Origin of the sequence: Pseudomonas sp. PS01298, assembly GCF_029959745.1 — a bacterium.
Classification (GTDB): Bacteria; Pseudomonadota; Gammaproteobacteria; order Pseudomonadales; family Pseudomonadaceae; genus Aquipseudomonas; species Aquipseudomonas aylmerensis.
This window is the reverse complement of sequence record NZ_JASCPP010000059.1, coordinates 1-22,562: the sequence shown is the minus strand read 5'-3', so window position 1 is coordinate 22,562 and position 22,562 is coordinate 1. Positions and strand designations below refer to the sequence as shown.

Sequence of the window (22,562 nt, the reverse complement as noted above, 5' to 3'; positions counted from 1 at the left end):
GGAAGCCTGCAGTAAATGAATACAGCGTCCCCGACTCCCCGCCCGCAGCTGGTTTACCTGGTATTCGGCGCCGAGACCTATCATCAGGAGGCGGTATTCAGCATCGCCAGTGCCCTGGCGCAGCTGGGCGCAACCGAGGACCTGCCCCTGGACATCCAGGTGTTCAGCGACAACCCGGCGCCCTACGACGGCCTGCCGGTGCAGGTCCACGTACTGGATGAGGCCACGCGTAAACGCTGGAGCGAACCTCACGGCTACCATTTCCGCACCAAGCACGTGCTGTTGCGCCAAGTCCTGGAAACGGCGGAGCGGGCACTGCTGATCGACACCGATACGTTTTTCCACGATTCGCCCATGGCCCTGTTCGAGCGCGTCGCGCCCGGCACCCTGCTGTGCAACGCCTTCCACGCCAAGTACGGCGATAACCGCGAAAGCGTGCTGTACGAAGCGCTCGCGCCATACCTGAGCGAAAAAGGCCTGGCCGACGACAACATGTGGCTGCTCAACTCCGGGGTCATGGGCCTGGCACGCCAGGACGCACACCTGTTGGACCAGTCGATCGCGCTGATGGACGAACTGTTCCCGATGGCTCTCGGCGCCTACACCCTGGAAGAGTTCTGCCTGTCGGTTGCCGCCTACCGCCAGGTCAACGTGCGCCAATGCCCGGACCTGATCCACCATTACTGGAGCCGCAAACAGCTGTTCCGGGCCAAGGTCAAGGCGTGGATCACCAAGCACAGGGCCAGCCCCATCAGCCCCCTGGCCCTGGCCGACACACGCAAGGTCTCCGCCCACTTGCCGCGCCCGCCACGCCTGCAGCGCCTGATGTACAAGCTGATCACCCTGGCCCTGCCCAAGCGCAAGCAGCAGTTCATCCGCGAGATTCTCTACGGGTGCTACGAGCACGAAAACGAGTTCGACCAGGCATGTGGCCCGGTTTGGTGGGACAAGGCCCGCCAGAATCAGGAAGAGCGCCAGCAGCGCCCGGTCGATGCACACCAGCTGGAGCACTGGTTCGCCAACCCGTTGGTGCGCCTGATTCTCGGTGAGCGGCGTACCGCCATCTACGAGCACCTGATGAGTTCGCAGACGCATTGATACCGCCTGCAGATGCGTGTGCCAGAGCTTCTCTTTAGCGCAGGAGCGTCGTAACCTCAGGGTATGCCCGTGATCCTGAAGCTTGCGACCGCTGCCCTTTTCACTTGCCTGAGCCTGGCCGCTTATGGCGAGAAACTGCGCATTGTCACCGAGCCCTGGGCACCCTATGTGTACGAAGAACGCGGCGCCATGCAGGGACTGGACTACGACACCACGGTGATCGTGTTCCAGCGCCTGGGGGTCGATGTAGAGTGGCAATTCCTGCCCTGGAAGCGCTGCCTGGCCATGCTTGACCAGGGCCAGGCCGACGGCGCGCTGGATATTTTCCACAGCCATGAGCGCGACGCGCTGCTGCTCTACCCCAGCGAACCGCTGTCACAAGTCGAGTTCACCCTGTTCTACGCCAACGAACGGCCGCACCCGGCCCAAAGCCTTGAGGACCTGCGCGGCCTGACCATCGGCACCTCGCCAGGCTACCTGTACGGCGAGCCGTTCAGCGATTCCGCGCTGTTCAACCGCGAAGCGGCGCCCAGCCATGAGGCCAACTTCGGCAAATTGATGCTCGGGCGCATCGACCTGGTGATCACCGACCGCCGGGTCGGCCAGCACGTGATCAAGGCCTTGGGCCTGGAAGGCAAGGTCAGCCAGGCCCAGGTCGTGGTCAGCCGCCAGCCGCAGTTCCTGGCCGTGCGCCGGGGTGCGGGCATGGACCTGCTGGTGCAGCGCTTTGCCGCCGAGCTCAGGCGCTTCAAACAGGAACCGGCCTACGCCGCCTTGGGTGCCAAATATGGTGGAATCCAGGCCATATCGGCAGCAGGAGACACCGTTGAGCAGCAGGAAAGCAGCGCGCAGTGATTGCTCTGTTATACTCCGGCCTTTCCGCCAGGCTTACGCCCGGCCGCTGAGGTCTTGAAAAAGGCACCCAACCCCGCTACAGCGCAGCTTTCAGCCCGCGCGAGCCGGTGGAGTGCTCGCCAGACGCAGCAGGACCGGACGGGATTGCGCTCCCCTAAGCGCCATTCGCGCCCGGCAAGATTATCCCTCTGGGCCAAGCCCTAACTAAAACAGGATTACTCATGTCCTTTGCTTCCCTCGGTCTCTCCGAGGCTTTAGTCCGCGCCATCGAGGCAGCGGGCTATACCGAGCCTACTCCGGTGCAACAGCGGGCCATTCCCGCCGTGTTGCAAGGTCGCGACCTGATGGTTGCGGCTCAGACAGGTACTGGTAAAACCGGCGGCTTCGCCCTCCCGATTCTGGAGCGGTTGTTCCCCAATGGTCACCCGGACAAATCCCAGCGTCACGGCCCGCGCCAACCGCGCGTACTGGTCCTGACCCCCACCCGCGAACTCGCCGCGCAAGTGCACGACAGCTTCAAGCTGTATGCCCGCGACCTGAAGTTCGTCAGCGCCTGCATCTTCGGCGGCGTCGGCATGAACCCACAGGTTCAGGCCATGTCCCGTGGTGTCGACGTGCTGGTCGCCTGCCCCGGTCGCTTGCTCGACCTGTGCGGCCAAGGCAGCGTCGACTTGTCCCACGTGGAAATCCTCGTGCTGGACGAAGCAGACCGCATGCTCGACATGGGCTTTGTCCATGACGTGAAAAAGGTCCTCGCCCGCCTGCCGGCCAAACGTCAGAACCTGCTGTTCTCGGCAACGTTCTCCAACGACATCACCGCCCTGGCCGGCAAGCTGCTGCACAACCCGGAACGCATTGAAGTCACGCCGCCGAACACCACGGTCGAGCGTATCGAACAACGCGTGTTCCGCCTGGCCGCCAGCCACAAGCGTGCGCTGCTGGCCCACCTGATCACCGCCGGCGCGTGGGAACAGGTACTGGTGTTCACCCGCACCAAGCACGGCGCGAACCGCCTGGCCGAGTACCTGGACAAGCACGGCCTCACCGCCGTCGCCATCCACGGCAACAAGAGCCAGAACGCCCGCACCAAAGCCCTGGCCGATTTCAAGGCAGGTGAAGTGCGCATCCTGGTGGCCACCGATATCGCCGCCCGCGGCCTGGATATCGACCAACTGCCACACGTGGTCAACTTCGAACTGCCGAACGTCGACGAAGACTACGTGCACCGTATCGGCCGTACCGGCCGTGCCGGTCGTTCGGGTGAAGCCATCTCCCTGGTTGCACCGGACGAAGAAAAACTGCTGAAAAGCATCGAGCGCATGACCAAGCAGAAAATCGCCGACGGCGACCTGATGGGCTTCGATGCCAGCGCCGTCGAGGCTGAAAAGCCAGAAGCGCGCGAGCGTCCGGACGTGCGCAACCCACGCAACCCACGCGGTCCGAAGGGCGATGGCCCGAACGGCGGCGGTGGTGGCGGTGGTCGTCGCGACAAGGGCAAGGACAAGGGCGGCAAGGAAAAAGCGCCTACCAACGGCCGTGGCGAGCGCCCGGCCCGTGAGCAAAAACCACGTGAAGGCACCCCGGCCCGCGAACAGCGCCAGCCGACCCAGCCACCACGCGCTGCAGCCGACCGCGCCCCGGACGAGTTCCTCGACGACGACGTGGATAACTTCGGTAACCGCGTCGACTACGTGCCCCAGGCCAAACCGGCCCAGGGTCGTGGCCGTCGCCCAGGCGCCCCGGCGCAAGGTGCCGGCGCTGGTGCCCCACGTGGCGGCCAGCCACAGGGCGGTCGTCAGAACGGTCCGCGCAACAGCAGCGGCGGCACCACCGGTACGCCACCGGCCAAGCGCAACGGCCCGCGTAACGGCGCGCCACGTGATGGCCAGGCCCGTCGCGATGATTCGCGCAGCAACAACCGTCGCCCGGCCCGTGACGACCAGCCACGCTTGTCCGAACCCGCCGTGCAGAACCCGCGCGGTGGCCCGGCGCCGAAGATCATCCACAAGGAGTCGAAAGCCGACCGCTTCCCGACACCGGAGCAGTTGGATCAACTGCCAGGCCGTCCTCGTGGTGAAAAACCGGCGCTGCTGACCCGCAACCGCTGAGTTTCACAGCACCACAAAAAATGCCCCGCCTCTTTCGAGACGGGGCATTTTTTTTGACTCGACACTGATCAACTGTGGGAGCTGGCTTGCCTGCGATCGTATCGACTCGGTGTGCCTGATGCTTCGATGTGCCCGCATCGCAGGCAAGCCAGCGCCCACATTGCGTGCATTCCAGGCATAAAAAAACCGGATCTCAGGATCCGGTTTTTTCGGGTAAAAACAGAAATTACTTCTGCTTGACGCCTTCCAGCGAGATGTCCAGGTCCACGGTCTGCGAGGACGGGCCTGGGCCTTTGATGCCGAAGTCGTTCAGGTTGACGGTAGTGGTGGCGTTGAAGCCAGCACGTTCGCCGCCCCATGGATCCTTGCCTTCACCGTTGAAGGTCGCCTTGAAGGTCACAGGCTTGGTCACGCCGTGGAAAGTCAGGTCGCCCGTCACGTCAGCGGTTTTTTCGCCGGTGGATTTAACAGCGGTGGACACGAACTTGGCATCGGCAAACTTGCCAACATCGAGGAAGTCCTTGCTGGCGATGTGCTTGTCACGTTCTGCGTGGTTCGACCACAGGCTGGCGGTTTTCACGTCGACCGCGATTTTGCTGGCTTCAGGCTTGGCGGCATCCCAGCTGAACGAGCCATCCCAGTCCTTGAAGGTACCGTGGATGTAGCTGTAGCCGAGGTGGCTGATTTTCCAGTCGATGAAGGCGTGCTGGCCTTCCTTGTCGATCTTGTAGTCGGCGGCCATCACCTGACCAGCAGACAGCAGGGCGGTACCGATTGCCAGAGCGGCGAGCGTCTTTTTCAACATGCTTTCTATTCCTTGTGAGTCGAGGTTGAACATCAGGCTTTGCGCCCCAGCATACGAACCAGGGTCACATCACGATCAATGAAATGGTGTTTCAGCGCGGCCACGCCATGCAGGCCGGCGAACACCACCAATACCCAGGCCAGGTACAAATGCACCACGCCTGCAGTGTCTGCCTGGTCCGGTAGCCCGGAAACCAGCGCAGGAATCTCAAACAAGCCAAACACCGGGATCCCGACACCGTCTGCGGTGGAAATCAGGTAACCGGCAATCATCACGGCAAACAGCCCGAGATACAGGAACGCGTGGCCAAACGCAGCCCCCAGACGCGTCATGCGGCTATAGCTGGCAAGCGGTGGCGGCGGCGGGCTGACCAGGCGCCAGACGATCCGCACGAGCATGATGGCGAACAGCGTAATGCCGATGCTCTTGTGCAGGTCCGGGGCGTCTTTGCGCCAGGCACTGTAGTAGTCGAGACCGACCATCCACAGGCCCAATGCGAACAGACTGAACACCACCAGGGCCACGCCCCAGTGCAAAACGATGCTGACCCAGCCATAGCGGGCCGGTGAATTACGTAGTTGCATGTCCCAAATCCCGTAAGAGCTGTGGCAAGACTATCGATTTACCTATCGAATTAAAGCGGAAAATTTCGCTTTGAAATATCGAGAAATACGATCAAGAGCGTATGCAGAGTAAGTTAACAAGAGATTAAGGACTATCCAGAAGAAACGTGACGGACTGTCCTGCGTTTACCACCAATTTACGCTTCAAACTCGCAATGGGTTGTGACACAGGCCTGCATTGCATAGGCTTGCGCGAATGTTTCACCTGCGCCACACGCAGGACCGCTTCGAGGAGATGACCGATGGGCTTGAACAACCAGTGGATGCAACGCGACCTGGCCGTGTTGTGGCATCCCTGCACCCAGATGAAAGACCACCAGCAACTGCCGCTGATCCCCATCAAGCGCGGTGAAGGCGTGTGGCTGGAAGATTTCGAAGGCAAGCGCTACCTCGATGCCGTCAGCTCCTGGTGGGTCAACGTGTTCGGCCACGCCAACCCGCGTATCAACCAGCGCATCAAGGACCAGGTCGACCAACTCGAACACGTGATCCTCGCCGGTTTCAGCCACCAACCGGTGATCGAACTGTCCGAGCGCCTGGTGGCGATGACGCCCGAAGGCCTGACCCGCTGTTTCTATGCCGACAACGGTTCGTCGTGCATCGAAGTGGCGCTGAAGATGAGCTTTCATTATTGGCTCAACCGCGGCCTGCCGAACAAGAAGCGCTTCGTCACCCTGACCAACAGCTACCACGGCGAAACCATCGCCGCGATGTCGGTGGGCGATGTGCCGCTGTTTACCGAAACCTACAAGGCGCTGCTCTTGGACACCCTCAAGGTGCCGAGCCCGGATTGCTACCTGCGTCCCGAAGGCATGAGCTGGGAAGAGCATTCGCGCAACATGTTCCAGGCCATGGAACAGACCCTCGCCGACAACCACGACAGCGTCGCGGCGGTGATCGTCGAGCCGCTGATCCAGGGCGCCGGGGGTATGCGCATGTACCACCCGGTGTACCTCAAGCTGCTGCGCGAAGCCTGTGACCGCTATGGCGTGCACCTGATCCACGATGAAATCGCCGTGGGCTTCGGCCGCACCGGCAGCATGTTCGCGTGCGAGCAGGCCGGTATCCGCCCGGATTTCCTGTGTTTGTCCAAGGCCCTCACCGGCGGCTACCTGCCATTGGCGGCGGTGGTCACCACCGATGATGTCTACGACGCCTTCTACGACGACTACCCGACCCTGCGCGCCTTCCTGCACTCCCACAGCTACACCGGCAATCCGCTGGCGTGCGCGGCCGCCTTGGCGACCCTGGATATTTTCGAAGAAGACAACGTCATCGAGAACAACAAGGCCCTGGCCCAGCGCATGGCCACCGCCACCGCGCACCTGGTGGACCACCCGCACGTGTCGGAAGTGCGCCAGACCGGCATGGTCCTGGCCATCGAGATGGTCCAGGACAAAGCCACCAAGACCGCCTACCCGTGGCAGGAACGCCGTGGCCTGAAGGTCTTCGAGCATGCCCTGGAACGCGGTGCGCTGTTGCGGCCCTTGGGCAGCGTGGTGTATTTCCTGCCGCCTTATGTGATCACGCCGGAGCAGATCGATTTCCTGGCCGAGGTGGCCAGTGAAGGCATCGACATTGCCACCAACAGCAAAGTCAGTGTCGCCGTGCCGAAGGACTTCCACCCAGGCTTTCGCGATCCCGGCTGATCACACCCTTGCAGGCGCCGGCAAGCCGGCGCCTGCAGAAACACCTTATTTTCCAGAGAACAGAAATGAGACTGTCCCGCTTTTTCACCGACACCCCGCTGAGCCTTGGCGAGCACGAACTGCCCGAAGCCCAGGCGCACTACATCAGCCGTGTACTGCGCATGAACGAAGGCGACGCCGTGCAGTTGTTCGACGATTCCGGCCAGGAGTTCCTGGGTACTTTGCTGGATGTCGGCAAGAAGCGCGTCAGCGTGCAACTCACGCAAAGCTTCGCCGGGCAGGCCGAATCGCCGCTGCACATCCACCTCGGCCAGGGGTTGTCGCGGGGCGAGCGCATGGATTGGGCGATACAGAAAGCCACCGAACTGGGCGTCAACGCGATCACGCCGATTTTCAGCGAGCGCTGCGAAGTGCGCCTCAAGGATGAACGCGCCGATAAACGCCTGCTGCACTGGCGCCAGGTGGCAATCAGCGCGTGCGAGCAATGTGGGCGTTCGACAGTGCCAGTGATTCACCCACCGCTGCTGCTGGCGGACTGGTTGAAGCAGACCGAGGCCGACTTGAAACTGGTCCTGCACCCGGTGGCCGAGCCGCTGGTCAGCCATGCCAAGCCTGCCAGCCTGGCCTTCCTGATCGGTCCTGAAGGCGGGTTGACCGACAATGAAGTGCAAACCGCGCAACACGCCGGCTTCCATGCCGCCCGCCTGGGCCCGCGCGTATTGCGGACCGAGACGGCGCCCGTCGTCGCGTTGGCGGTGGCCCAGCAACTCTGGGGCGACTTCTAACCCCACCTCCAATGTAAGCGCCGGCACGCCAGCGCTTACGATTGATCAGGTGATCACTCCACCGGGTCACTCACCGGCGTGGCAATGATCGCCTTCAACTCGCTGGTCATCGGGAACTCCAGGTTCAAGCCCTTGGGCGGAATCGGCTGTTCAAACCAACGCTGGTAAATCCCGTTGATCGCCCCCGAGCGGTACAGGTCGCCCAGTGCCTCATTGACCACCGCGAGAAACTGCGGGTCGCCCTTGCGCACCATGCAGCTGTAGATTTCCCGCGACTGCTCTTTGCCGACCACCACCCATTTGTGCGGATCCCTGGCCTTGGCGCGCTCACCGTAGAGCAGCGCATCGTCCATATAGAACGCCGCTGCGCGACCGGTCTCGAGCATCTTGAACGCCTCGCCGTGGTCCTTGGCGCTGATCACGAACATATTGGTCTTGTGCTCGGCGTTGTAGTTCTTGAGAAACCGCTCGTTGGTGGTACCGGCGGTGGTCACCACGTTTTTGCCCTTGAGGTCGTCAAAGCCCTGGATACCGCTGTCCTTGGCGGTCAGCAACTGACCCTTCACGTAGATAAATCCGTAGGAAAATGCCACCTGTTGCTGGCGCTCTGCAGTCACCCCGGTGGAGCCGCATTCGAGGTCGACGGTGCCGTTCTGTACCAGCGGGATACGCGTCTGGGAAGTCACCAGGTTGTATTTCACCTTGAGATCGGCCACCCCGGTTTTCTCCTCGATGCGCTCGACGATCTTGCTCGCCAGGTCCACCGAATACCCCATGGGCTTGCCACTGCTATCCCCCACGTAGGAAAACGGCACCGACGCATCGCGATAGCCCAGGGTGATCGACTTGGCACTGGCGATCTTGCCCAGCGTGCCGTCCAGCGGCGCTTGATTGGCATGGGCCTGCGCCCCCAGCAACAGCCCCAGGGTGCAACCGGTCAACAGGATTTTTTTCATTGTTATTCTCCGTTGGTCTTTGAGTTATTTACGGACAGCAATCACGCTGATTTCCACCAGCACACTCGGTCGCGCCAATTCCGCCTGCAAGGTGGTGCGCGTCGGCGCCATGCCCGGCGACAGCCAGGCAGACCACACATCATTCATTGGGGCGAAACCGTTGCCGATATCTTTCAAGTAAATGGTCGCATTCAAGACATGATCCTTGTCACTGCCGGCCTGGGCCAGCAGCCCGTCGATCTTCGCCAGCACTTCGCGGGTCTGGGTCGCCACGTCGACACCCTCGCCCGGCACCTGGCCCGAGAGGAATACCAGGTCCTTGAAGGTGACGGCGCCGGACAGTCGTTCGTTGCTGCTGATTCGCGTGATGGTCATGGGTGCATCCTTATGCGGCGCGGGGCGCCAGGCCCTGCATATCAATGGAAGGGACGTGTTGGCCGATCAACTCGGCGAGCAATTGGCCGCTGCCGCACGCCAGGGTAAAGCCCAGGGCACCGTGGCCCAGGTTCAGCCACAGGTTGCGATAGAGGCTGGCGCCAATCAGCGGCACGCCGGTCGGGGTAGCCGGGCGCATGCCGGCCCATTCCAGCGCATGCGTGTAGTCGCCAGCTGTAGGAAATGTCTCAATTGCCTGGCGCTTGATCAGTGCCAGGCGCTTGGGCTCGAGACTGGCGTCGAAGCCGACGATATCCACCATCGCCGCCACCCGCAGTTGTTCGCCGATGCGCGCGTAGACAATCTTGCGGTCGTAGTCGGTGATGCTCACGTTCGGCGCGCGGTGCTGCGCGCCAATCGGCACGCTCAGGCTGTAGCCCTTGAGCGGGTACAGCGGCAGTGACAAGCCCGGCAACGCCAATTCGGCACTGCGATGCCCGGCAGCCAGCACTAATTGCTGCACCGGCATCACTTCGCCGCCCAGTTCGATAGCCTGTACCGCACCGTCGGCATGCAGGATCCCGGTGACCTTGCGCCCCAGCATGAAGGTACAGCGCCCCGACGCTTGAAGACGCGCCGCCAACTGCTGGCAGAAGGCATGACAGTCCGCCACTTCCTCGTTGGGCGTGTAGATGCCGCCGACAAACCCACCTGCCGCGAGTGTCGGCTCCAGGCGCGCACAATCTACCGCCGACAGCACCTGCTGCTGAAGGACGTCGGTGACCTTGCTGCGCGCCCGCTCGAAGGTGTCGGCATTGCGAAAAGTCACCAGCTTGCCGTTGCGTCGCCAGTCGAAACCGTCCAGGCCGTCATCGACGCGCCATTGCTGCAAGGTGGATTGGCTCAGGCTCGCCAGGCGCAGCAAGTGCGCGGCGTTGCGTTTGTTCACCGAGCCGCGGCAGGCGCCGATGAAGGCCGCCATCCAGCGCCATTGCTGGGGGTCCAGGCGCGGACGCAGCTTGAGCGGCGAATCGCCGCGCAGCAACCAGCCAATCGCCTGCAGCGGCACGCCGGCGTCTGCCAGCGGGGCGACGTAGCGGTAGGACAACTGCCCACCATTGGCAAAACTGGTTTCGCTGCCCAGGCTGTCGCGTGCCTCGATCACCGTCACTTCATGGCCGGCGCGCACCAACGCGTAGGCACTCGCCAGGCCGATAACCCCTCCACCGATGATGCAAACCTGCCTGGTCATGCCAGCCCCCAGCCGTTGAATAAGAAGGCTCAAGCCTAGGGGCAGGTGACAGGCCACCGACAATGAATAAAGATGGGTCACCTATAAACAAAGGTTATGGACACGCCATGCGCTTGCGTCATATCGAGATCTTCCAGGCCATCCGCCAGACCGGCTCCATCAGCGCTGCCGCGCAGTTGCTGCATGTGTCGCAACCGGCCGTGACCAAGGTGTTGCAACACGCGGAGTTACAATTGGGCTTTCCGCTGTTCCTGCGGGTGCGCGGCAAGCTGCAACCCACGCCGGAAGCCCTGGCGCTCGAAAGCGAAGTGGAAAAAGTCACCCAGAGCCTGCAAGGCGTGCGACGCCTGGCCAAGAGCTTGCGCCGCGAGCCGGGCCAAAGTGTGCGCATTGGCGCGATCCCGGCCCTGGCGCTGTCGCTGCTGCCGCCGGCGATTCTGGAGTGGAAGCACGATTACCCGGACATCGCCTGCGAACTGTCCAGCGACCACAGCCGCGAGCTGGTGCAGAAACTGTTGATGCGCGAGATCGACCTGGCATTGACGCTCAACTTCTCCGGCCATCCGGGGTTGACCACCCAGGTGTTGGCCAATGGCGTGCTGGTGGCGCTGGCGTCCAAAGGCTATTGGTCCGAGGCTGAAACCCGCCAGCCGCTGCCGCTCGCCGACCTGGCGGGAGCGCCGCTGATCGGGCTGTCCAGCGCCGACCCGCTGGCCGCGAAACTCGACAGTTACCTGGAAAACGTCGACCCGCCGCCCCAGGTGACGATCTCGGTGCAAACCTATTCGCTGGCCCGCGCCATGGTGGAATCCGGCGCCGGCCTCACGGTGATCGACCCCTTCACCGCGCTGGGAGCCTCGACCGCCACCACGCGCATCCGCACGCTCACGCCGCCCTTGCCGATCACCTTGTACGCCCTCACCCGCGCCGACGAACCGCCGCCGCACATGCTGGCAAACCTGCTGCAGATTTTCGGCAAGCGTGCCCGCGAGCTACTGGAACGCCTGTAAGCGTAATCGCCGGCAAGTGACGGTCACAGCACGTAGTGCATGATCGCCACAAAATGCAGCAGGCTGCCGCCGATCACGAACAGGTGCCAGATGCCATGGGAATGCCGCAGGCGATCCTCCAGGGCAAAAAAGATGATGCCCACGGTATACAGCACTCCGCCCGACGCCAGCCAGGCGAACCCCGCCGTGCCCAGCGCGGCGAGCAGCGGCTTGACCGCCACCAGCACGATCCAGCCCATCACCGCGTAGATCACGATCGACAGGATGCGCGCCTCGGAACGCGGCTTGATCTCCTGCAGGATGCCGATCACCGCCAGCCCCCACACAATCCCGAACAGCGTCCAGCCCCATGGCCCGCGCAGCGTGACCAGGCAGAACGGCGTATAGCTGCCGGCAATCAATAGGTAGATCGAGAAGTGATCGACCTTCTGCATGATCTCTTTCCGTCGCCCCTGCACGCTGTGGTACACGGTGGACGCGCTGTACAGCACCAGCAGGGTAAAGCCGTAAATGGCCACGCTGACGATTTTCCAGGGGCTGCCGTCCAGGCTCGCCACCACCAACATCCATACCGCACCGACAAAAGCTGCAACCGCCCCGAGCAAATGGCTCCAGGCGTTGAATCGTTCCCCGTGATACATGTGTCACTCACCTCGAATAACCGTTATCACCTTGAGCATTCTGACCGCAGTCACTCACTATCGGGTAACAACCTTTCTTCATTTGCCCTGACACCGCTGCCCATCGGATGATTCACACCGTCCTTGCCGGCACAGGGCTCAAGGGCCTCATCGCCGGCAAGCCGGCCCCTGCAAGGGTGCACCTGCCCCCAATGGTATCGACAATGCCTGAGCTTGAACCCGACATGCCGCAACCCAGCCTATGGCAATTGTTTTACAACTTCGCCATGGTCGGCCTGTTCGGCTTTGGCGGCGTGATGCCTTGGGCGCGGCAGATGATGGTCGACCGCCGCCGCTGGGTCAGCGAGCAAGGCTTCAATGAGCTGCTGACCACCGGCCAGTTCTTCCCCGGCCCCAACATCGCCAACGTCGGCATCATCTACGGCCGGCGCCTGCATGGCTTGCCGGGTGCGATTGTGACCGTCTGCGGGCTGTACCTGTTCCCCTCGCTGATCACCGTGTTCGCCGGTTTCGCCTACGCCAAGTGGTGGAGCAACGAGGTGGTGCAGCAGATCTTCGGCGCCGTGATGCCGATCGCCACCGGGCTGATGCTCGGTACCACCCTGCGCCTGCTCAAGGCCATGCCTCGCACCCTCGCCAACTACAGCGCGTTCGTGCTGACTTTCGTGCTGATGGCGGTTTTCGTGCTGCCGCTATGGATGGTGCTGCTGATCTGCATCCCCAGCTCGCTGGCCCTGAGTTTTGTCAGCACACACAAGGTGGCCGGCTGATGCAAACCGTGCTGCTGCACCTGATGATCCAATGCGCGCTGTGGTCGTTGATGTCGATTGGCGGCAATACCGTGGCCATCAGTGATATCCACCGCTACGCCGTCACTGACATGAACTGGGTCACCGACGCGCAATTCGTCGCGTTCTTCGCCCTGTCCCAGGCGCTGCCGGGGCCGAACGGCATGTTCCTGGTATTTATCGGCCAGCAGGCGGCAGGGTTGCCCGGCGCGCTGGTGGCGCTGGCCGCCAAACTGGTGCCTTGCTCGGTGTTGACCTACGTCGGCGCCGGCTGGCTGGAGCGTCACACCCGCACGCCCTGGGTGCAGCGCGTCAAGCGCAGCCTGCTGCCGCTCTCCATCGGCTTGATTCTCGCCTCGACCTACATCCTGATGAACAGCCTGGAAAACAATGCCACCAGCCTGGTGCTGACGCTGGCCAGTGCTGCCGTGGTGTATTACACGCGCCTGAACGCGATCTGGCTGATCATCCTCGGCGTGGTGCTGGGCCTGTGCAGCGCATGGCTGGGAGTGAACTGGTTTTAGGGGCACAATCGACGGCATTCGAACAAGAGCCCATGGCCATGCTGATCGACGAAGAATTCACCCTCAAAAAGCTCGAGATCTTCCTGGCGTTCATGCGCACCGGCAACCTGGCCCGCGCCGCCGCCGAGCTGCAAACCAGCAACGTCAGCGTGCACCGCGCCATTCACTCGCTGGAAAATGCCCTGCGCTGCCCGCTGTTCAAACACGAAGGGCGCAACCTCACGCCGCTGGAAAGCGCCTACGTGCTTGAAGAGCGCGCGCAAAAACTCATCGCCGATGTGGTCGAGAGCGTGCGCCTGACCCGCGAAGCCGCCGGGTTCTCCGCCGAGCGCTTTAAGCTTGGCTCGCTGTACTCGTTGACCGTCAAGACCGTGCCGCAACTGATCATGGGCCTCAAAATCAGGCGCAGCGAGCTCAATATCGACCTGATCCTGGGCTCGAATTTCGACCTGCTGTACAAGCTCAAGAACATGGAAGTGGACGCGATCCTCATCTCTCTGGATGAGCACGCCAACGACCCCGACTGCGAACAGATTGCCTTGTTCAGCGACGACATCTTCCTCGCCACCCCGGCCGATTCGCCCTTCGACCGCGAGCGGGAAATCGACCTTGCCGACGTGCGCGACGCGACCTTCATCACCCTCACCCAGGGCTTCGCCACGCACCAGGATGGCAATCGCGTGTTCAAGCAGGCGGGGTTCGAGCCGAAGGTGGCGATGCAGGTCAATGACATCTTTACGCTGTTGAGCATGGTCAGTTCGGGCGTGGGTTATGCGCTGCTGCCGGGAAGGATTGCGGCGGTGTACGAGAACCGCGTGAAGCTGATACCGCTGCAACCCAGGTATCGGTTGCAGCAGCATATCGGCGTGGTGTTCCTGAAGGCCAAGGAAAGAGACCCGAACTTGCTGGCGTTGTTGGCGGAGTGTCGGATGTATGCCACTCGGCAGGGGACAGCCTGACACTCCGCTATCGGGGGTCAGCCCACCAACCCACGCACGATGAAGTACAACAGCGAAGGCCCGAGCAAACACCCCAGCCCGGTATGGAACGTCGCCGTCAGCGCGCCATACGGCACCAATCGCCGATCCGTCGCCGCCAAGCCTGCCGTCACCCCACTCACGGTGCCGGCCAAGCCGCCAAACACCATCGCCGAGCGCGGGTTATCCAAGCCCATCCAACGCGCCGCCACGGGCGTGCCGACCATCACCAGGATCGCCTTGATCAACCCGGTGGCAATCGACAGCGCCATCACATCCGAGGTCGCGCCAATCGCCGCGCCAGTCACCGGGCCGACGATGTACGTCACCGCGCCCGCGCCGATGGTGGTCATGCTGATTGCATCGCGGTAGCCAAACACCCAGGCCATGCTCGCGCCGACGATAAACGGCAGGATCGTGCCCAGCAGCAAGGCGATCACGCCAATCATGCCGGCCTTGCGCGCTTCGGTGGCCTGCACCTCAAACGCGGTGGCGACGATGGCGAAGTCACGCAGCATCGCACCGCCCATCAGGCCGATGCCGGAAAACAGTGCCAGGTCGGCCAGGCCTTTTTGCCCGCCCGTGATCGTGCCGCCGACCCAGGCCAGCACCAGGCCAATGACGATGGCAATCGCCGAGCCGTGGATGCGCCCGAAGGTCAGTCGCTTGGACAGCACCACGGAAATCCACATGACCACGCCAACGAAGGCAAACGCGGTGATCAGGCCGTTATGTTCCAAGCCTTTTTCAATGAGATCCCACATATCAGCGGCCTCCCACGACAGGTGTCGGCGTGATCAGCGGCTCTTCATCGGGTAAAGGTTCACCCTTGTGCGTGCGGCTGATCAGGGCAATGGTGCACCCGCACACCACCACCGAACCAATCGCCGCGAGCACCGCGACCGGTCCGCCGTGCAGGGCAGTGACGACGTTCTGTTGCGCGGCCATCGCCACGACCACGGGGATGTACATCGCGCCCCAGAAGCCCACGCCCATCTCGCAATCCTTGGTCATGCCACCGCGCTTTTGCATCCACAGGCGGGCGCAGATCAGCAGGATCATTGCAATCCCCACCCCGCCCACGTTGGATTTGACGCCGAGCAACACGCCAAGCATGTCGCCCATGATCACGCCCGCGAGCGTGCAGATCGCCAGCAATGCCACACCGTAAATAATCATTGTTGTTGTCCTCAAAGTGCTCGATCGAAATTGTTGTTTTTGTGCTTCGAAAGCCTTGGGTGGTGCTTTATCGGTGGCGGCGCTCCTCCTCTTCCAGCAAGGCCTGCAAGGTGTCCAGGCGGGCGCCTTCACAGGCGATCACCGTGCCTTGTTCAAACACGCGGCGTGACAGGCCGGTGAGCACGGCGCCCGGCGGCAGTTCGATCTGCAGGCGCACACCGCGCTCGTAGGCGCTTTGCACGGTGCCGCGCCAGTCGACGACGCGGCACATATTGAAGGCCAGGTCGTCGCGCAATTGCTCGGGGTTGTGGATCGGCCGCGCACGCGTGCTGCTCAGGTAAGTGATGCGCGGCGGCTTGAGTGCACCGAACGCCTGGGCCAAGCGCTGGGCAGGCGCATCCAGCAGCGCGCAATGGGACGGCACGCTGACCGCCAGGCGCTTGGCGATGCCGTTGCCCTGGATGCGTTCTGCGACAAGCTTCATTGCTGCATTGCTGCCGGCAATGACGGTCTGGTTGTCGGCGTTGATATTGGCCAGGTACACCGGCGTTTCAGCACGGTGTATTTCGGCCAGCAGGTTTTCCACTGTGGATAACGCCGGACCGATGATTGCGGTCATGCCGTAGCCGTGTGGATAAGCGTTTTGCATCAGCTCGCCACGCAGGCTGACCAGTTTGATGGCCTCGTCGAAGTCCAGCGCGCCCGCAATCACCGCCGCCGGGTAGGCACCGATGGACAGGCCCGCGACATAATCCGGGGTGTGTTGCAGGAGGCGGGCGTGGGCCACACCGGCGATCAACAGGCAGAGTTGTACCGCGCGAGTCGACTCAAGGGCTTGCGCCGAGTCGAGCGCCAGGACGTCTTCGCCCAAGGCCTCACTGGCCTGCTCCAACACCTCCAGAGGCAGCTGATGGAGCATGCCCGGCCGTTGGGCGCCTTGCCCCGGGAAGACCAGTAGGCTGCTCATGCCACGGCCTGCCAAGGGTCCTGCACAAGGTGTGCACCGCTGGCGGTCTTGAGCAGCACGCGGCGTGACCCACTTGCCCATTCGCGCAAGGCGACGGCGCCAAACGGGGTTTGCAGTTGCAGATCCACGGCGCACGGTGCGGTGTTCAATATCGCCAGCAGATCCTCGGCATCACCGCGCTCAAGTCGCTCGGACGTACGCAGGATCAAATCCAGATCACTCTGCGCGTGCAGCGCTTGAATCCCGCTGGCCAACTCGAAACCCGCGCTGCCCGTGACGCCCCACGCCTGCTGCGCCAGCACCGGCCGCAACAGATCGAGCGCGCGCAGCGCGGGTAAATCCCGTGGCGAGACCACACCACACAGAGCCTCGGGGATCACGCGCCGCTGCACGGCCGCCAGCGGCATCTGGGTGGCATAACGCTGCTCACGCAACCGCCCGCGTACGCCGACGGGCACATGACCCGGCTCGGCCATGGCGCGGCGCACCACCACCGGATGACCAGAAGCGACGGCCTCCAGCACCCAGGCCGGTGCGTCGGCAGGCACGTGCGCCGGGGTCATGCCCCAGAGCAAATCGTGGGCGTTCACCATTGCTCCCGCAGCAGCTGGCGTACATGGCTGGAGGCGGCGCGATTCGCCGCGCCGAGACGCCCGCTCAAATCGCGGCCGTCGATATCCTTGATCGCGTTGACCAGGCAATCGCTGACCCGCGCCACATCGTCCGGCGTGGGCTGTTCAATCTGGCTGACCGACAAGGTCTCCCACAACAGCCCCAAGCTGGCATAGCTGTCGATGTCATAGGCCATCGGCGGCACGCTGGCGGCCAGGGCTTCCAGCTCCTCGACACTGCGCAGGGTCACCCGCGCCGCCGAGGCCTTGCCCATGGCGTGCACCATCACACCGGGGTCACGCAGGGCGATCAGGCGGTTGGCCTGGTAGCCGTGGGCGAGGAACGCCCCGGACATCGCCTTGCCCACCAGCAGTGCGATCACCGGGTGGCCGGCCAACCGGGCGCGTGCGTAGCTGTCGGCGGCGGCGGCCAGGGCCTGGTGAATGCCGAGGGCTTCTTCGCGACGGCCGTAGGCTTGGCTCGGTACATCGACGATGGCGATGATCGGACGCTGGTCCCCGTGGGCGATGGCTTCATCCACCGCCTTGGCCAGGCCCCAGCCTTCGAGCAACCCGACTTCGCCGTTGCGGGCGCGCGGGAAGCGGTTCTGAGGGTCGCTGACCACGGCGACAAAGCGCACCGTCTGCTCACCCAAGACACCGTCGGCAACCCTCAGCGACTGCGGCAAACCGTCGACAGGGGTGGCGCCGGCGCTCAATGCGTTGAACCACTGCAAGCCTCTCATGAGCGTTCTCCTTGATACAGGTCGCGCACCGTTGCCGCGTCGATTTGCGGCGTGGCGTCCAGTTGCGCGAGACGCGCCAGGTAATGTTCGGCCTGACGGCTGCGCTGTTGAGCAGGCAAGCCTTGTTGCAGCAATGCAGTGACGGTCTGCTGGATCTGCGTCACATCGTCTGCCACGTAACGGTCGGCCAGGCCGCTGTTGAAGCGCTGCTCGCCGCCGGTCAGGCTCCAGATAAACGGGCGGTCGCGCGAGTCGTATTCTTCCAGGCCGGCTTCCTGTTCGATCACTTGCGGGCCATTGAGGCCAAGACGTGCTTCGCGGGTCACGACCAGGTAGCTGCACAGCCCGGCGGCGATGGACATGCCGCCAAAGCACCCGACACTGCCCGCCACCACACCAATCACCGGCTGGTACTGGCGCAGGTCGACAATCGCCGCGTGGATATCGGCAATCGCGGCCAGGCCCAGGTTGGCTTCCTGCAGACGCACGCCGCCAGTTTCCAGCAACAGCACGGCGCGGGTCGGGATGCCCTTGCGATTGTCCTCGGCTGCCAGCTCCAAAGCGCCGGCGATTTTCGCGCCGCCTACTTCGCCAAGGCTGCCGCCCTGGAAGTTGCCCTCGATGGCGGCAATCACCACCGGTTTTCCGTCGATGCTGCCCTTGGCAATCACCACCCCGTCATCGGCCTGCGGCACCACGCCTTGGCGGCTGAGCCAGGGCGACATGACGCGTTGGAATGGGTCGATCAGTTCGCGGTAGGAACCGGCGTCCAACAAGGACTTGGCCCGCTGCCGGGCGCCCAGTTCGACAAAGCTGTGTTTGGTGAGGTCAGTCATGGCCGATCTCCTCGAAGCCCTGCTCCAGGCGCAGACGCACCACGCCTGGGGTGGCGCCGAAATCGTGAATATCAATCTTCAAGGCCGGTGGCGTCTGCTCCTGGAAGATCCGTTCGAACAGATGCTGCCAGCGGAGTGCGGCGCCATTCACCGAGGTCTGCACCTCGATGGTCAGCGTGCCGGGCGTACCCGGTTCCAGCAGGACTTCCAGGTCACCCGAGCCGACGCAACCCACCAGCGCACGGCCTTTTGGCGGTTGCCCGGCGGGGAATTCAAAGGATAAGGTTTCCATCACAACGCTCCGTCGAGGCGGTCGATAAACAGGCAGGCGGCCAACAGGTCGGCGGCGCCACCGGGGGAGGCATTCAGGGCCAGCAGTTGGTGGTCCAATTCATGCAACTGACGGCGACCGGCGAGGGTCGCGCTGCCGCCTGCATCGAGCACGGCCTGTGCGCCACGCTGCATGGCATGCAGGCCTTCCAGGCCGGCGCGATAGAGCACACAGGTGTCGGCGAGGTCCGTCATGATCGCGAGCAAGGCATCCAGGCGCGCGTTCTGTTCGCCGACGTTTTGCCGGCGGCTTTTGTGCAGTTGCGGCAGGCCGCGTTGCACCACCGAAGGGAAGCCCAGTTGCGCTTCCTCACGGGCGCCCCGTGCGCCGAAGCGCTGTGCAACCTGGGCGCCGTGGCTCATCGGTTGCGGGGCGTAGCGGTCGTTGAGCAAGGCCAGTTTGGCCGCGGTGAGTGTCACGGCGCGCGGCTCCAACGCCGCCGCTGCGGTCAGCAAGCCAAGCGCCCAGATCGCACCGCGATGGGTATTCACGCCGCCGGTAGTGGCGAGCATGGCTTGCTCACCTTCGCGGCCAATGCGTCCAAGGGCTTCGCGCAGGGGCAGGCCGACTTCACCGACGTCAATCGCTGCCTCGGCCATTGCCTTGAACATCGGCCACAGCGACAGCGCCGACGCGTGCATCAGGCCCAGGTGCAAATCGTTGTGGGCACCATTACCACGCCGATCCACGAGGGCGGGCTTGGGCGATAAGTCAGCCTCATCGATCAACGCGTCGACGGCCATGTCTGCCAGGCGATCAGCCAGGCTCAGTTCATGCAGTTTGAGGGCGCGCATTTACCAGCTCCTGAATTTGGCGGGCGGGTTGTACAAACCACCCGACCAGTCCACCAGGTCGGCGACGCTCTTGGCCGCCAACAACTCGCGGGTGGCATCGGTGCGGCGAATGCCCAAGTCTTCGGGCAAGGCAATCAAGCCTTCGCGACGCATGCGTGCGGTGTCTTTCGGGTTGTGGCGCATGCCGATGGCCGTCACCCCGGCGACGGCGGCGATCATTGCCTGGCGTTCTTCGAGTGAACGCGCCTTGTACAGGTAGGCGATGCCTTCTTCGGTGAGCAGATGGGTCACGTCGTCGCCGTAGATCATGATCGGCGCCAGCGGCATGCCGCTTTTGCGCGCCACTTCCACCGCGTCGAGGGTCTCAACGAAGGTCGGCTTGCCGCCTTCCTGGAAGGTCTCGACCATCTGCACCACCAGCTTCTTGCCGCGTTCGAGCAAGGCTTCTGGCGCATCGTCGTGACGCATGTCCAGCCAGGCCGGTGTGCCGTGGCGACGACCGCGCGGGTCGTGGCCCATGTTCGGTGCGCCACCAAACCCGGCGAGACGCCCACGGGTCACGGTGCTGGAATGGCCGTCGCCGTCGACTTGCAGGGTCGCGCCGATAAACAGGTCCACCGCGTACTGGCCAGCGAGTTGGCAGAACATCCGGTTGGAGCGCATCGAGCCGTCGCGGCCGGTGAAGAACACATCCGGGCGCGCGGCGATGTAGTTTTCCATGCCCAGCTCGGTGCCGAAGCAATGCACGCTTTCCACCCAGCCGCTTTCGATCGCAGGGATCAGGGTCGGGTGTGGGTTGAGGGTCCAGTTGCGGCAGATTTTGCCCTTAAGGCCCAGGGACTCGCCGTAGGTGGGCAGGATCAGCTCGATGGCGGCGGTGTTGAAGCCGATGCCGTGGTTGAGCGATTGCACATTGTGTTTTTCGTAGATGCCACGGATCGCCATCATCGCCATCAGCACATGCACCGGCTTGATGTGGCGCGGGTCGCGGGTGAACAGCGGTTCGATGTAGAACGGCTTGTCGGCCACCACCACGAAATCCACCCAACTGGCGGGGATATCCACGCGGGGCAAGTCGCTGACGTCATCCACCAACTGGTTGACCTGCACGATCACGATGCCATCGCTGAACGCGGCAGGCTCGATCAATGCCGGAGTGTCTTCAGTGCTGGCACCGGTGTAGATATTGCCGGCGCGGTCGGCCATGAACCCGGCAGACAGCACCACATTGGGGATCAAGTCCACCACCAGCCGCGCGTAGAGTTCGATGTAGGTATGGATCGCGCCGATTTCCAGCAGGCCGTCTTCCAGCAACTGGCTGATGCGCAGGGATTGAGTGCCGGCGAACGAGAAATCCAGCTTGCGCGCGATGCCCTTTTCAAACAGGTCCAGGTGCTCGGAGCGGCCGACACTGGGCATGATCATGTGCAAATCGTGAAGCTTGGCCGGGTCGGCCTTGGCCAGGGAGCGCGAGAGGAAATCGGCTTGCTTCTGGTTGTTGCCCTCCAGCACCACGCGGTCGCCGGGGAGGATCAACGCCTCAAGCGCCGCGACGATCTTGTCACTGGGCAACACGGCCCCGTCGGCAAAGTGCTTGACCAGCCCGAGCCGCCGCTGCTTCTCGTCGCGCCGCCGCGTCCAGCGCGAGTCGGGGGTTATTGTCGTTGTCATGGTCGCTCCACGGGTTTGCTGTCGTGGGCTGTACCTTAGGAGTGATTGAAGGGGCCATCAATCAAGCTCAGCGCTGGATCGTTACGGCTGGAGTAACGGACCACCAGCAAACACACAGCTCCCCTGTAGGAGCTGCGTGCGATTGCGCTGTGTCAGCAGCAGACCAGTCGGCTGATACTGCGCCATCGCAGGCAAGCCAGCTCCCACATTGGGTCGGTGGTATTTTTTAAGTAACGGTCCCAAACAGGGAACGATCGGTCCCTGTTTGGGACCGTTTCAAGAGACCGGCGAAGGGCTGACTTGCTCCAGCGCTCTATCAACCAACAACAGCCCCAACTCCGCCATTTGCTGGATCCCGAGCATGATGGCGCGCTGGGAAGTGTCCAGGTCGAAGGCCAGGTTGCAGGTGAGCGCGTTGAGGGAGGACAGGGTTTCGCTGGCGTTGACCAGCAGGGTTTCGGTGTCTTGGTGGGGGGTTACGGTGAAGAGGGGCGGATTGGGGGTAGGTTTGACCATGATTAACAGCTCCGATATGTGATGGAAACTGCCCTCTTCCGCTTGCACGCAAATAAGGTGGCAGCCGTGCGCAGGTGTGCAAGACCGGGCATATCGGACCCCGGCAGACCCCAAGGGATCTCCCACGCACAGCCGCCATAACGAATACAGCAGGCATAAAAAACGCCCGTTGGATGGCTATGGGCGCTGGTGCGCCGACATGTAACCGGACTTGCACGTCCGTGTCACCGTTTTTTGCGATGACGGGACGAAGACTAGGCGCGCTGACTGCACGCGACAAGTTCATGCAAGGCTCAAAATCCTGCAGGAAAAATCCGAAGGCTCACCACAACTCTCAAGGCAAAGCACTTCCTGTGGCGAGCGGGCTTGCCCCGCGTTGGGCTGCGTAGCAGCCCCAGCACGATAAATGCGTTGCTTCAGGTAAACCGAGTTGGCAGGTTTTGGGGCTGCTACGCAGCCCAACGC

At 63.0% G+C, this 22,562-nt stretch carries 25 protein-coding genes; 9 read left to right on the top strand and 16 right to left on the bottom strand.

What is annotated here, in order from left to right:
- Positions 1 to 15 precede the first annotated feature (15 nt).
- The 3 genes from QMX97_RS19815 (at position 16) to QMX97_RS19805 (ending at position 4,061) form a co-directional block, all read left to right on the top strand.
- Positions 16 to 1,098, top strand: a complete 1,083-nt coding sequence (locus QMX97_RS19815; protein WP_282397446.1) for a hypothetical protein — start codon at positions 16 to 18, stop codon at positions 1,096 to 1,098.
- Between the two features lie 63 nt (positions 1,099 to 1,161).
- Complete coding sequence (locus QMX97_RS19810; RefSeq protein WP_282397445.1) at positions 1,162 to 1,953, top strand: transporter substrate-binding domain-containing protein; 792 nt, start codon at positions 1,162 to 1,164, stop codon at positions 1,951 to 1,953.
- Between the two features lie 221 nt (positions 1,954 to 2,174).
- Entirely contained in the window at positions 2,175 to 4,061 is a 1,887-nt protein-coding gene (locus QMX97_RS19805) for a DEAD/DEAH box helicase (protein ID WP_120450290.1), read from the top strand.
- A gap of 226 nt (positions 4,062 to 4,287) precedes the next feature.
- Here QMX97_RS19805 and QMX97_RS19800 read toward each other — a convergent pair whose 3' ends face one another.
- Together QMX97_RS19800 and QMX97_RS19795 are read right to left on the bottom strand one after the other, a co-directional pair.
- A complete protein-coding gene (locus QMX97_RS19800) occupies positions 4,288 to 4,866 on the bottom strand; it encodes a YceI family protein (RefSeq protein WP_065904872.1) in 579 nt (192 codons plus the stop codon).
- 32 nt (positions 4,867 to 4,898) lie between these two features.
- Positions 4,899 to 5,450, bottom strand: coding sequence for a cytochrome b (locus QMX97_RS19795; RefSeq protein WP_065904873.1), 552 nt, complete (start codon positions 5,448 to 5,450; stop codon positions 4,899 to 4,901).
- 281 nt (positions 5,451 to 5,731) lie between these two features.
- Between QMX97_RS19795 and QMX97_RS19790 the strand changes: the two genes are divergently transcribed.
- Positions 5,732 to 7,138, top strand: a complete 1,407-nt coding sequence (locus QMX97_RS19790) for an adenosylmethionine--8-amino-7-oxononanoate transaminase (protein ID WP_106802411.1) — start codon at positions 5,732 to 5,734, stop codon at positions 7,136 to 7,138.
- A gap of 65 nt (positions 7,139 to 7,203) precedes the next feature.
- Complete coding sequence (locus QMX97_RS19785) at positions 7,204 to 7,923, top strand: 16S rRNA (uracil(1498)-N(3))-methyltransferase (RefSeq protein ID WP_282397444.1); 720 nt, start codon at positions 7,204 to 7,206, stop codon at positions 7,921 to 7,923.
- A 53-nt stretch (positions 7,924 to 7,976) separates the two neighbouring features.
- Here the strand turns inward: QMX97_RS19785 and QMX97_RS19780 are convergent, their stop codons facing one another.
- Genes QMX97_RS19780 through QMX97_RS19770 form a run of 3 tightly spaced genes read right to left on the bottom strand, consistent with a single transcriptional unit; the run spans position 7,977 to position 10,506 of the window.
- Entirely contained in the window at positions 7,977 to 8,879 is a 903-nt protein-coding gene (locus QMX97_RS19780; protein WP_106802409.1) for a transporter substrate-binding domain-containing protein, read from the bottom strand.
- A gap of 24 nt (positions 8,880 to 8,903) precedes the next feature.
- Positions 8,904 to 9,254 (bottom strand): RidA family protein, encoded by a 351-nt coding sequence (locus QMX97_RS19775; RefSeq protein WP_065904878.1) that lies wholly within the window; start codon positions 9,252 to 9,254, stop codon positions 8,904 to 8,906.
- A 10-nt stretch (positions 9,255 to 9,264) separates the two neighbouring features.
- On the bottom strand, positions 9,265 to 10,506 hold the full coding sequence (locus QMX97_RS19770; RefSeq protein WP_282397443.1) for a D-amino acid dehydrogenase: 1,242 nt from the start codon (positions 10,504 to 10,506) through the stop codon (positions 9,265 to 9,267).
- Between the two features lie 107 nt (positions 10,507 to 10,613).
- On the opposite strand from QMX97_RS19770, the gene QMX97_RS19765 reads away from it, so the two are divergent.
- Positions 10,614 to 11,516 (top strand): LysR family transcriptional regulator, encoded by a 903-nt coding sequence (locus tag QMX97_RS19765; RefSeq protein ID WP_065904885.1) that lies wholly within the window; start codon positions 10,614 to 10,616, stop codon positions 11,514 to 11,516.
- A gap of 23 nt (positions 11,517 to 11,539) precedes the next feature.
- Here QMX97_RS19765 and QMX97_RS19760 read toward each other — a convergent pair whose 3' ends face one another.
- The gene (locus QMX97_RS19760) at positions 11,540 to 12,157 is read right to left on the bottom strand and encodes a hemolysin III family protein (RefSeq protein WP_065904887.1); all 618 of its coding nucleotides are present in this window, start codon (positions 12,155 to 12,157) and stop codon (positions 11,540 to 11,542) included.
- A 203-nt stretch (positions 12,158 to 12,360) separates the two neighbouring features.
- Here QMX97_RS19760 and QMX97_RS19755 point away from each other — a divergent pair, with 203 nt between their 5' ends.
- The 3 genes from QMX97_RS19755 to QMX97_RS19745 are packed head-to-tail and all read left to right on the top strand — an operon-like array spanning position 12,361 to position 14,428.
- Positions 12,361 to 12,927 carry a chromate transporter gene (locus tag QMX97_RS19755; RefSeq protein WP_065904889.1) on the top strand — a complete coding sequence of 189 codons (567 nt, stop codon included), beginning with the start codon at positions 12,361 to 12,363 and terminating at the stop codon, positions 12,925 to 12,927.
- Positions 12,927 to 13,469 (top strand): chromate transporter, encoded by a 543-nt coding sequence (locus QMX97_RS19750; protein WP_282397442.1) that lies wholly within the window; start codon positions 12,927 to 12,929, stop codon positions 13,467 to 13,469. The genes QMX97_RS19755 and QMX97_RS19750 overlap by 1 nt, the downstream gene beginning before the upstream one ends.
- 38 nt (positions 13,470 to 13,507) lie before the next feature.
- Positions 13,508 to 14,428, top strand: a complete 921-nt coding sequence (locus tag QMX97_RS19745; RefSeq protein WP_282397441.1) for a LysR substrate-binding domain-containing protein — start codon at positions 13,508 to 13,510, stop codon at positions 14,426 to 14,428.
- Between the two features lie 17 nt (positions 14,429 to 14,445).
- Here the strand turns inward: QMX97_RS19745 and madM are convergent, their stop codons facing one another.
- The 10 genes from madM to QMX97_RS19695 all read right to left on the bottom strand — a co-directional run bounded on the left by madM (position 14,446) and on the right by QMX97_RS19695 (position 22,097).
- The gene (gene madM / locus QMX97_RS19740) at positions 14,446 to 15,210 is read right to left on the bottom strand and encodes a malonate transporter subunit MadM (RefSeq protein WP_058426582.1); all 765 of its coding nucleotides are present in this window, start codon (positions 15,208 to 15,210) and stop codon (positions 14,446 to 14,448) included.
- A gap of 1 nt (position 15,211) precedes the next feature.
- Positions 15,212 to 15,625, bottom strand: a complete 414-nt coding sequence (gene madL, locus QMX97_RS19735) for a malonate transporter subunit MadL (protein ID WP_064454526.1) — start codon at positions 15,623 to 15,625, stop codon at positions 15,212 to 15,214.
- Positions 15,626 to 15,692: 67 nt separating this feature from the next.
- Positions 15,693 to 16,592, bottom strand: a complete 900-nt coding sequence (gene mdcH, locus QMX97_RS19730) for a malonate decarboxylase subunit epsilon (RefSeq protein WP_282397440.1) — start codon at positions 16,590 to 16,592, stop codon at positions 15,693 to 15,695.
- Entirely contained in the window at positions 16,589 to 17,185 is a 597-nt protein-coding gene (locus tag QMX97_RS19725) for a malonate decarboxylase holo-ACP synthase (RefSeq protein ID WP_282397439.1), read from the bottom strand. Before QMX97_RS19725 ends, mdcH begins: the two co-directional genes overlap by 4 nt.
- The gene (gene mdcE / locus QMX97_RS19720) at positions 17,179 to 17,949 is read right to left on the bottom strand and encodes a biotin-independent malonate decarboxylase subunit gamma (protein WP_120450306.1); all 771 of its coding nucleotides are present in this window, start codon (positions 17,947 to 17,949) and stop codon (positions 17,179 to 17,181) included. The genes QMX97_RS19725 and mdcE overlap by 7 nt, the downstream gene beginning before the upstream one ends.
- Positions 17,946 to 18,785: a biotin-independent malonate decarboxylase subunit beta gene (locus QMX97_RS19715; RefSeq protein ID WP_106802403.1), complete on the bottom strand. Its 840-nt coding sequence runs from the start codon at positions 18,783 to 18,785 to the stop codon at positions 17,946 to 17,948. The genes mdcE and QMX97_RS19715 overlap by 4 nt, the downstream gene beginning before the upstream one ends.
- Positions 18,778 to 19,077, bottom strand: a complete 300-nt coding sequence (locus QMX97_RS19710) for a malonate decarboxylase subunit delta (protein ID WP_065904902.1) — start codon at positions 19,075 to 19,077, stop codon at positions 18,778 to 18,780. Before QMX97_RS19710 ends, QMX97_RS19715 begins: the two co-directional genes overlap by 8 nt.
- On the bottom strand, positions 19,077 to 19,910 hold the full coding sequence (locus QMX97_RS19705; protein WP_282397438.1) for a triphosphoribosyl-dephospho-CoA synthase: 834 nt from the start codon (positions 19,908 to 19,910) through the stop codon (positions 19,077 to 19,079). The genes QMX97_RS19710 and QMX97_RS19705 overlap by 1 nt, the downstream gene beginning before the upstream one ends.
- Positions 19,911 to 21,581 (bottom strand): malonate decarboxylase subunit alpha, encoded by a 1,671-nt coding sequence (gene mdcA, locus QMX97_RS19700; protein ID WP_065904906.1) that lies wholly within the window; start codon positions 21,579 to 21,581, stop codon positions 19,911 to 19,913.
- Between the two features lie 276 nt (positions 21,582 to 21,857).
- Positions 21,858 to 22,097: a DUF6124 family protein gene (locus tag QMX97_RS19695; protein ID WP_282397437.1), complete on the bottom strand. Its 240-nt coding sequence runs from the start codon at positions 22,095 to 22,097 to the stop codon at positions 21,858 to 21,860.
- Positions 22,098 to 22,562 lie beyond the last annotated feature (465 nt).

What these genes read in the sequence shown, in the direction of transcription:
- mdcH (WP_282397440.1), bottom strand. Translation starts at nt 16,592, where the DNA reads ATGAGCAGCCTACTGGTCTTCCCGGGGCAAGGCGCCCAACGGCCGGGC.
- QMX97_RS19775 (WP_065904878.1), bottom strand. Translation starts at nt 9,254, where the DNA reads ATGACCATCACGCGAATCAGCAGCAACGAACGACTGTCCGGCGCCGTC.
- QMX97_RS19745 (WP_282397441.1), top strand. Translation starts at nt 13,508, where the DNA reads ATGCTGATCGACGAAGAATTCACCCTCAAAAAGCTCGAGATCTTCCTG.
- QMX97_RS19695 (WP_282397437.1), bottom strand. Translation starts at nt 22,097, where the DNA reads ATGGTCAAACCTACCCCCAATCCGCCCCTCTTCACCGTAACCCCCCAC.
- QMX97_RS19800 (WP_065904872.1), bottom strand. Translation starts at nt 4,866, where the DNA reads ATGTTGAAAAAGACGCTCGCCGCTCTGGCAATCGGTACCGCCCTGCTG.
- QMX97_RS19790 (WP_106802411.1), top strand. Translation starts at nt 5,732, where the DNA reads ATGGGCTTGAACAACCAGTGGATGCAACGCGACCTGGCCGTGTTGTGG.
- QMX97_RS19750 (WP_282397442.1), top strand. Translation starts at nt 12,927, where the DNA reads ATGCAAACCGTGCTGCTGCACCTGATGATCCAATGCGCGCTGTGGTCG.
- QMX97_RS19755 (WP_065904889.1), top strand. Translation starts at nt 12,361, where the DNA reads ATGCCTGAGCTTGAACCCGACATGCCGCAACCCAGCCTATGGCAATTG.
- QMX97_RS19780 (WP_106802409.1), bottom strand. Translation starts at nt 8,879, where the DNA reads ATGAAAAAAATCCTGTTGACCGGTTGCACCCTGGGGCTGTTGCTGGGG.
- QMX97_RS19815 (WP_282397446.1), top strand. Translation starts at nt 16, where the DNA reads ATGAATACAGCGTCCCCGACTCCCCGCCCGCAGCTGGTTTACCTGGTA.
- QMX97_RS19760 (WP_065904887.1), bottom strand. Translation starts at nt 12,157, where the DNA reads ATGTATCACGGGGAACGATTCAACGCCTGGAGCCATTTGCTCGGGGCG.
- QMX97_RS19765 (WP_065904885.1), top strand. Translation starts at nt 10,614, where the DNA reads ATGCGCTTGCGTCATATCGAGATCTTCCAGGCCATCCGCCAGACCGGC.
- QMX97_RS19725 (WP_282397439.1), bottom strand. Translation starts at nt 17,185, where the DNA reads ATGGTGAACGCCCACGATTTGCTCTGGGGCATGACCCCGGCGCACGTG.
- madM (WP_058426582.1), bottom strand. Translation starts at nt 15,210, where the DNA reads ATGTGGGATCTCATTGAAAAAGGCTTGGAACATAACGGCCTGATCACC.
- QMX97_RS19770 (WP_282397443.1), bottom strand. Translation starts at nt 10,506, where the DNA reads ATGACCAGGCAGGTTTGCATCATCGGTGGAGGGGTTATCGGCCTGGCG.
- QMX97_RS19805 (WP_120450290.1), top strand. Translation starts at nt 2,175, where the DNA reads ATGTCCTTTGCTTCCCTCGGTCTCTCCGAGGCTTTAGTCCGCGCCATC.
- QMX97_RS19795 (WP_065904873.1), bottom strand. Translation starts at nt 5,450, where the DNA reads ATGCAACTACGTAATTCACCGGCCCGCTATGGCTGGGTCAGCATCGTT.
- QMX97_RS19810 (WP_282397445.1), top strand. Translation starts at nt 1,162, where the DNA reads ATGCCCGTGATCCTGAAGCTTGCGACCGCTGCCCTTTTCACTTGCCTG.
- mdcA (WP_065904906.1), bottom strand. Translation starts at nt 21,581, where the DNA reads ATGACAACGACAATAACCCCCGACTCGCGCTGGACGCGGCGGCGCGAC.
- QMX97_RS19710 (WP_065904902.1), bottom strand. Translation starts at nt 19,077, where the DNA reads ATGGAAACCTTATCCTTTGAATTCCCCGCCGGGCAACCGCCAAAAGGC.
- mdcE (WP_120450306.1), bottom strand. Translation starts at nt 17,949, where the DNA reads ATGAGAGGCTTGCAGTGGTTCAACGCATTGAGCGCCGGCGCCACCCCT.
- QMX97_RS19785 (WP_282397444.1), top strand. Translation starts at nt 7,204, where the DNA reads ATGAGACTGTCCCGCTTTTTCACCGACACCCCGCTGAGCCTTGGCGAG.
- madL (WP_064454526.1), bottom strand. Translation starts at nt 15,625, where the DNA reads ATGATTATTTACGGTGTGGCATTGCTGGCGATCTGCACGCTCGCGGGC.
- QMX97_RS19715 (WP_106802403.1), bottom strand. Translation starts at nt 18,785, where the DNA reads ATGACTGACCTCACCAAACACAGCTTTGTCGAACTGGGCGCCCGGCAG.
- QMX97_RS19705 (WP_282397438.1), bottom strand. Translation starts at nt 19,910, where the DNA reads ATGCGCGCCCTCAAACTGCATGAACTGAGCCTGGCTGATCGCCTGGCA.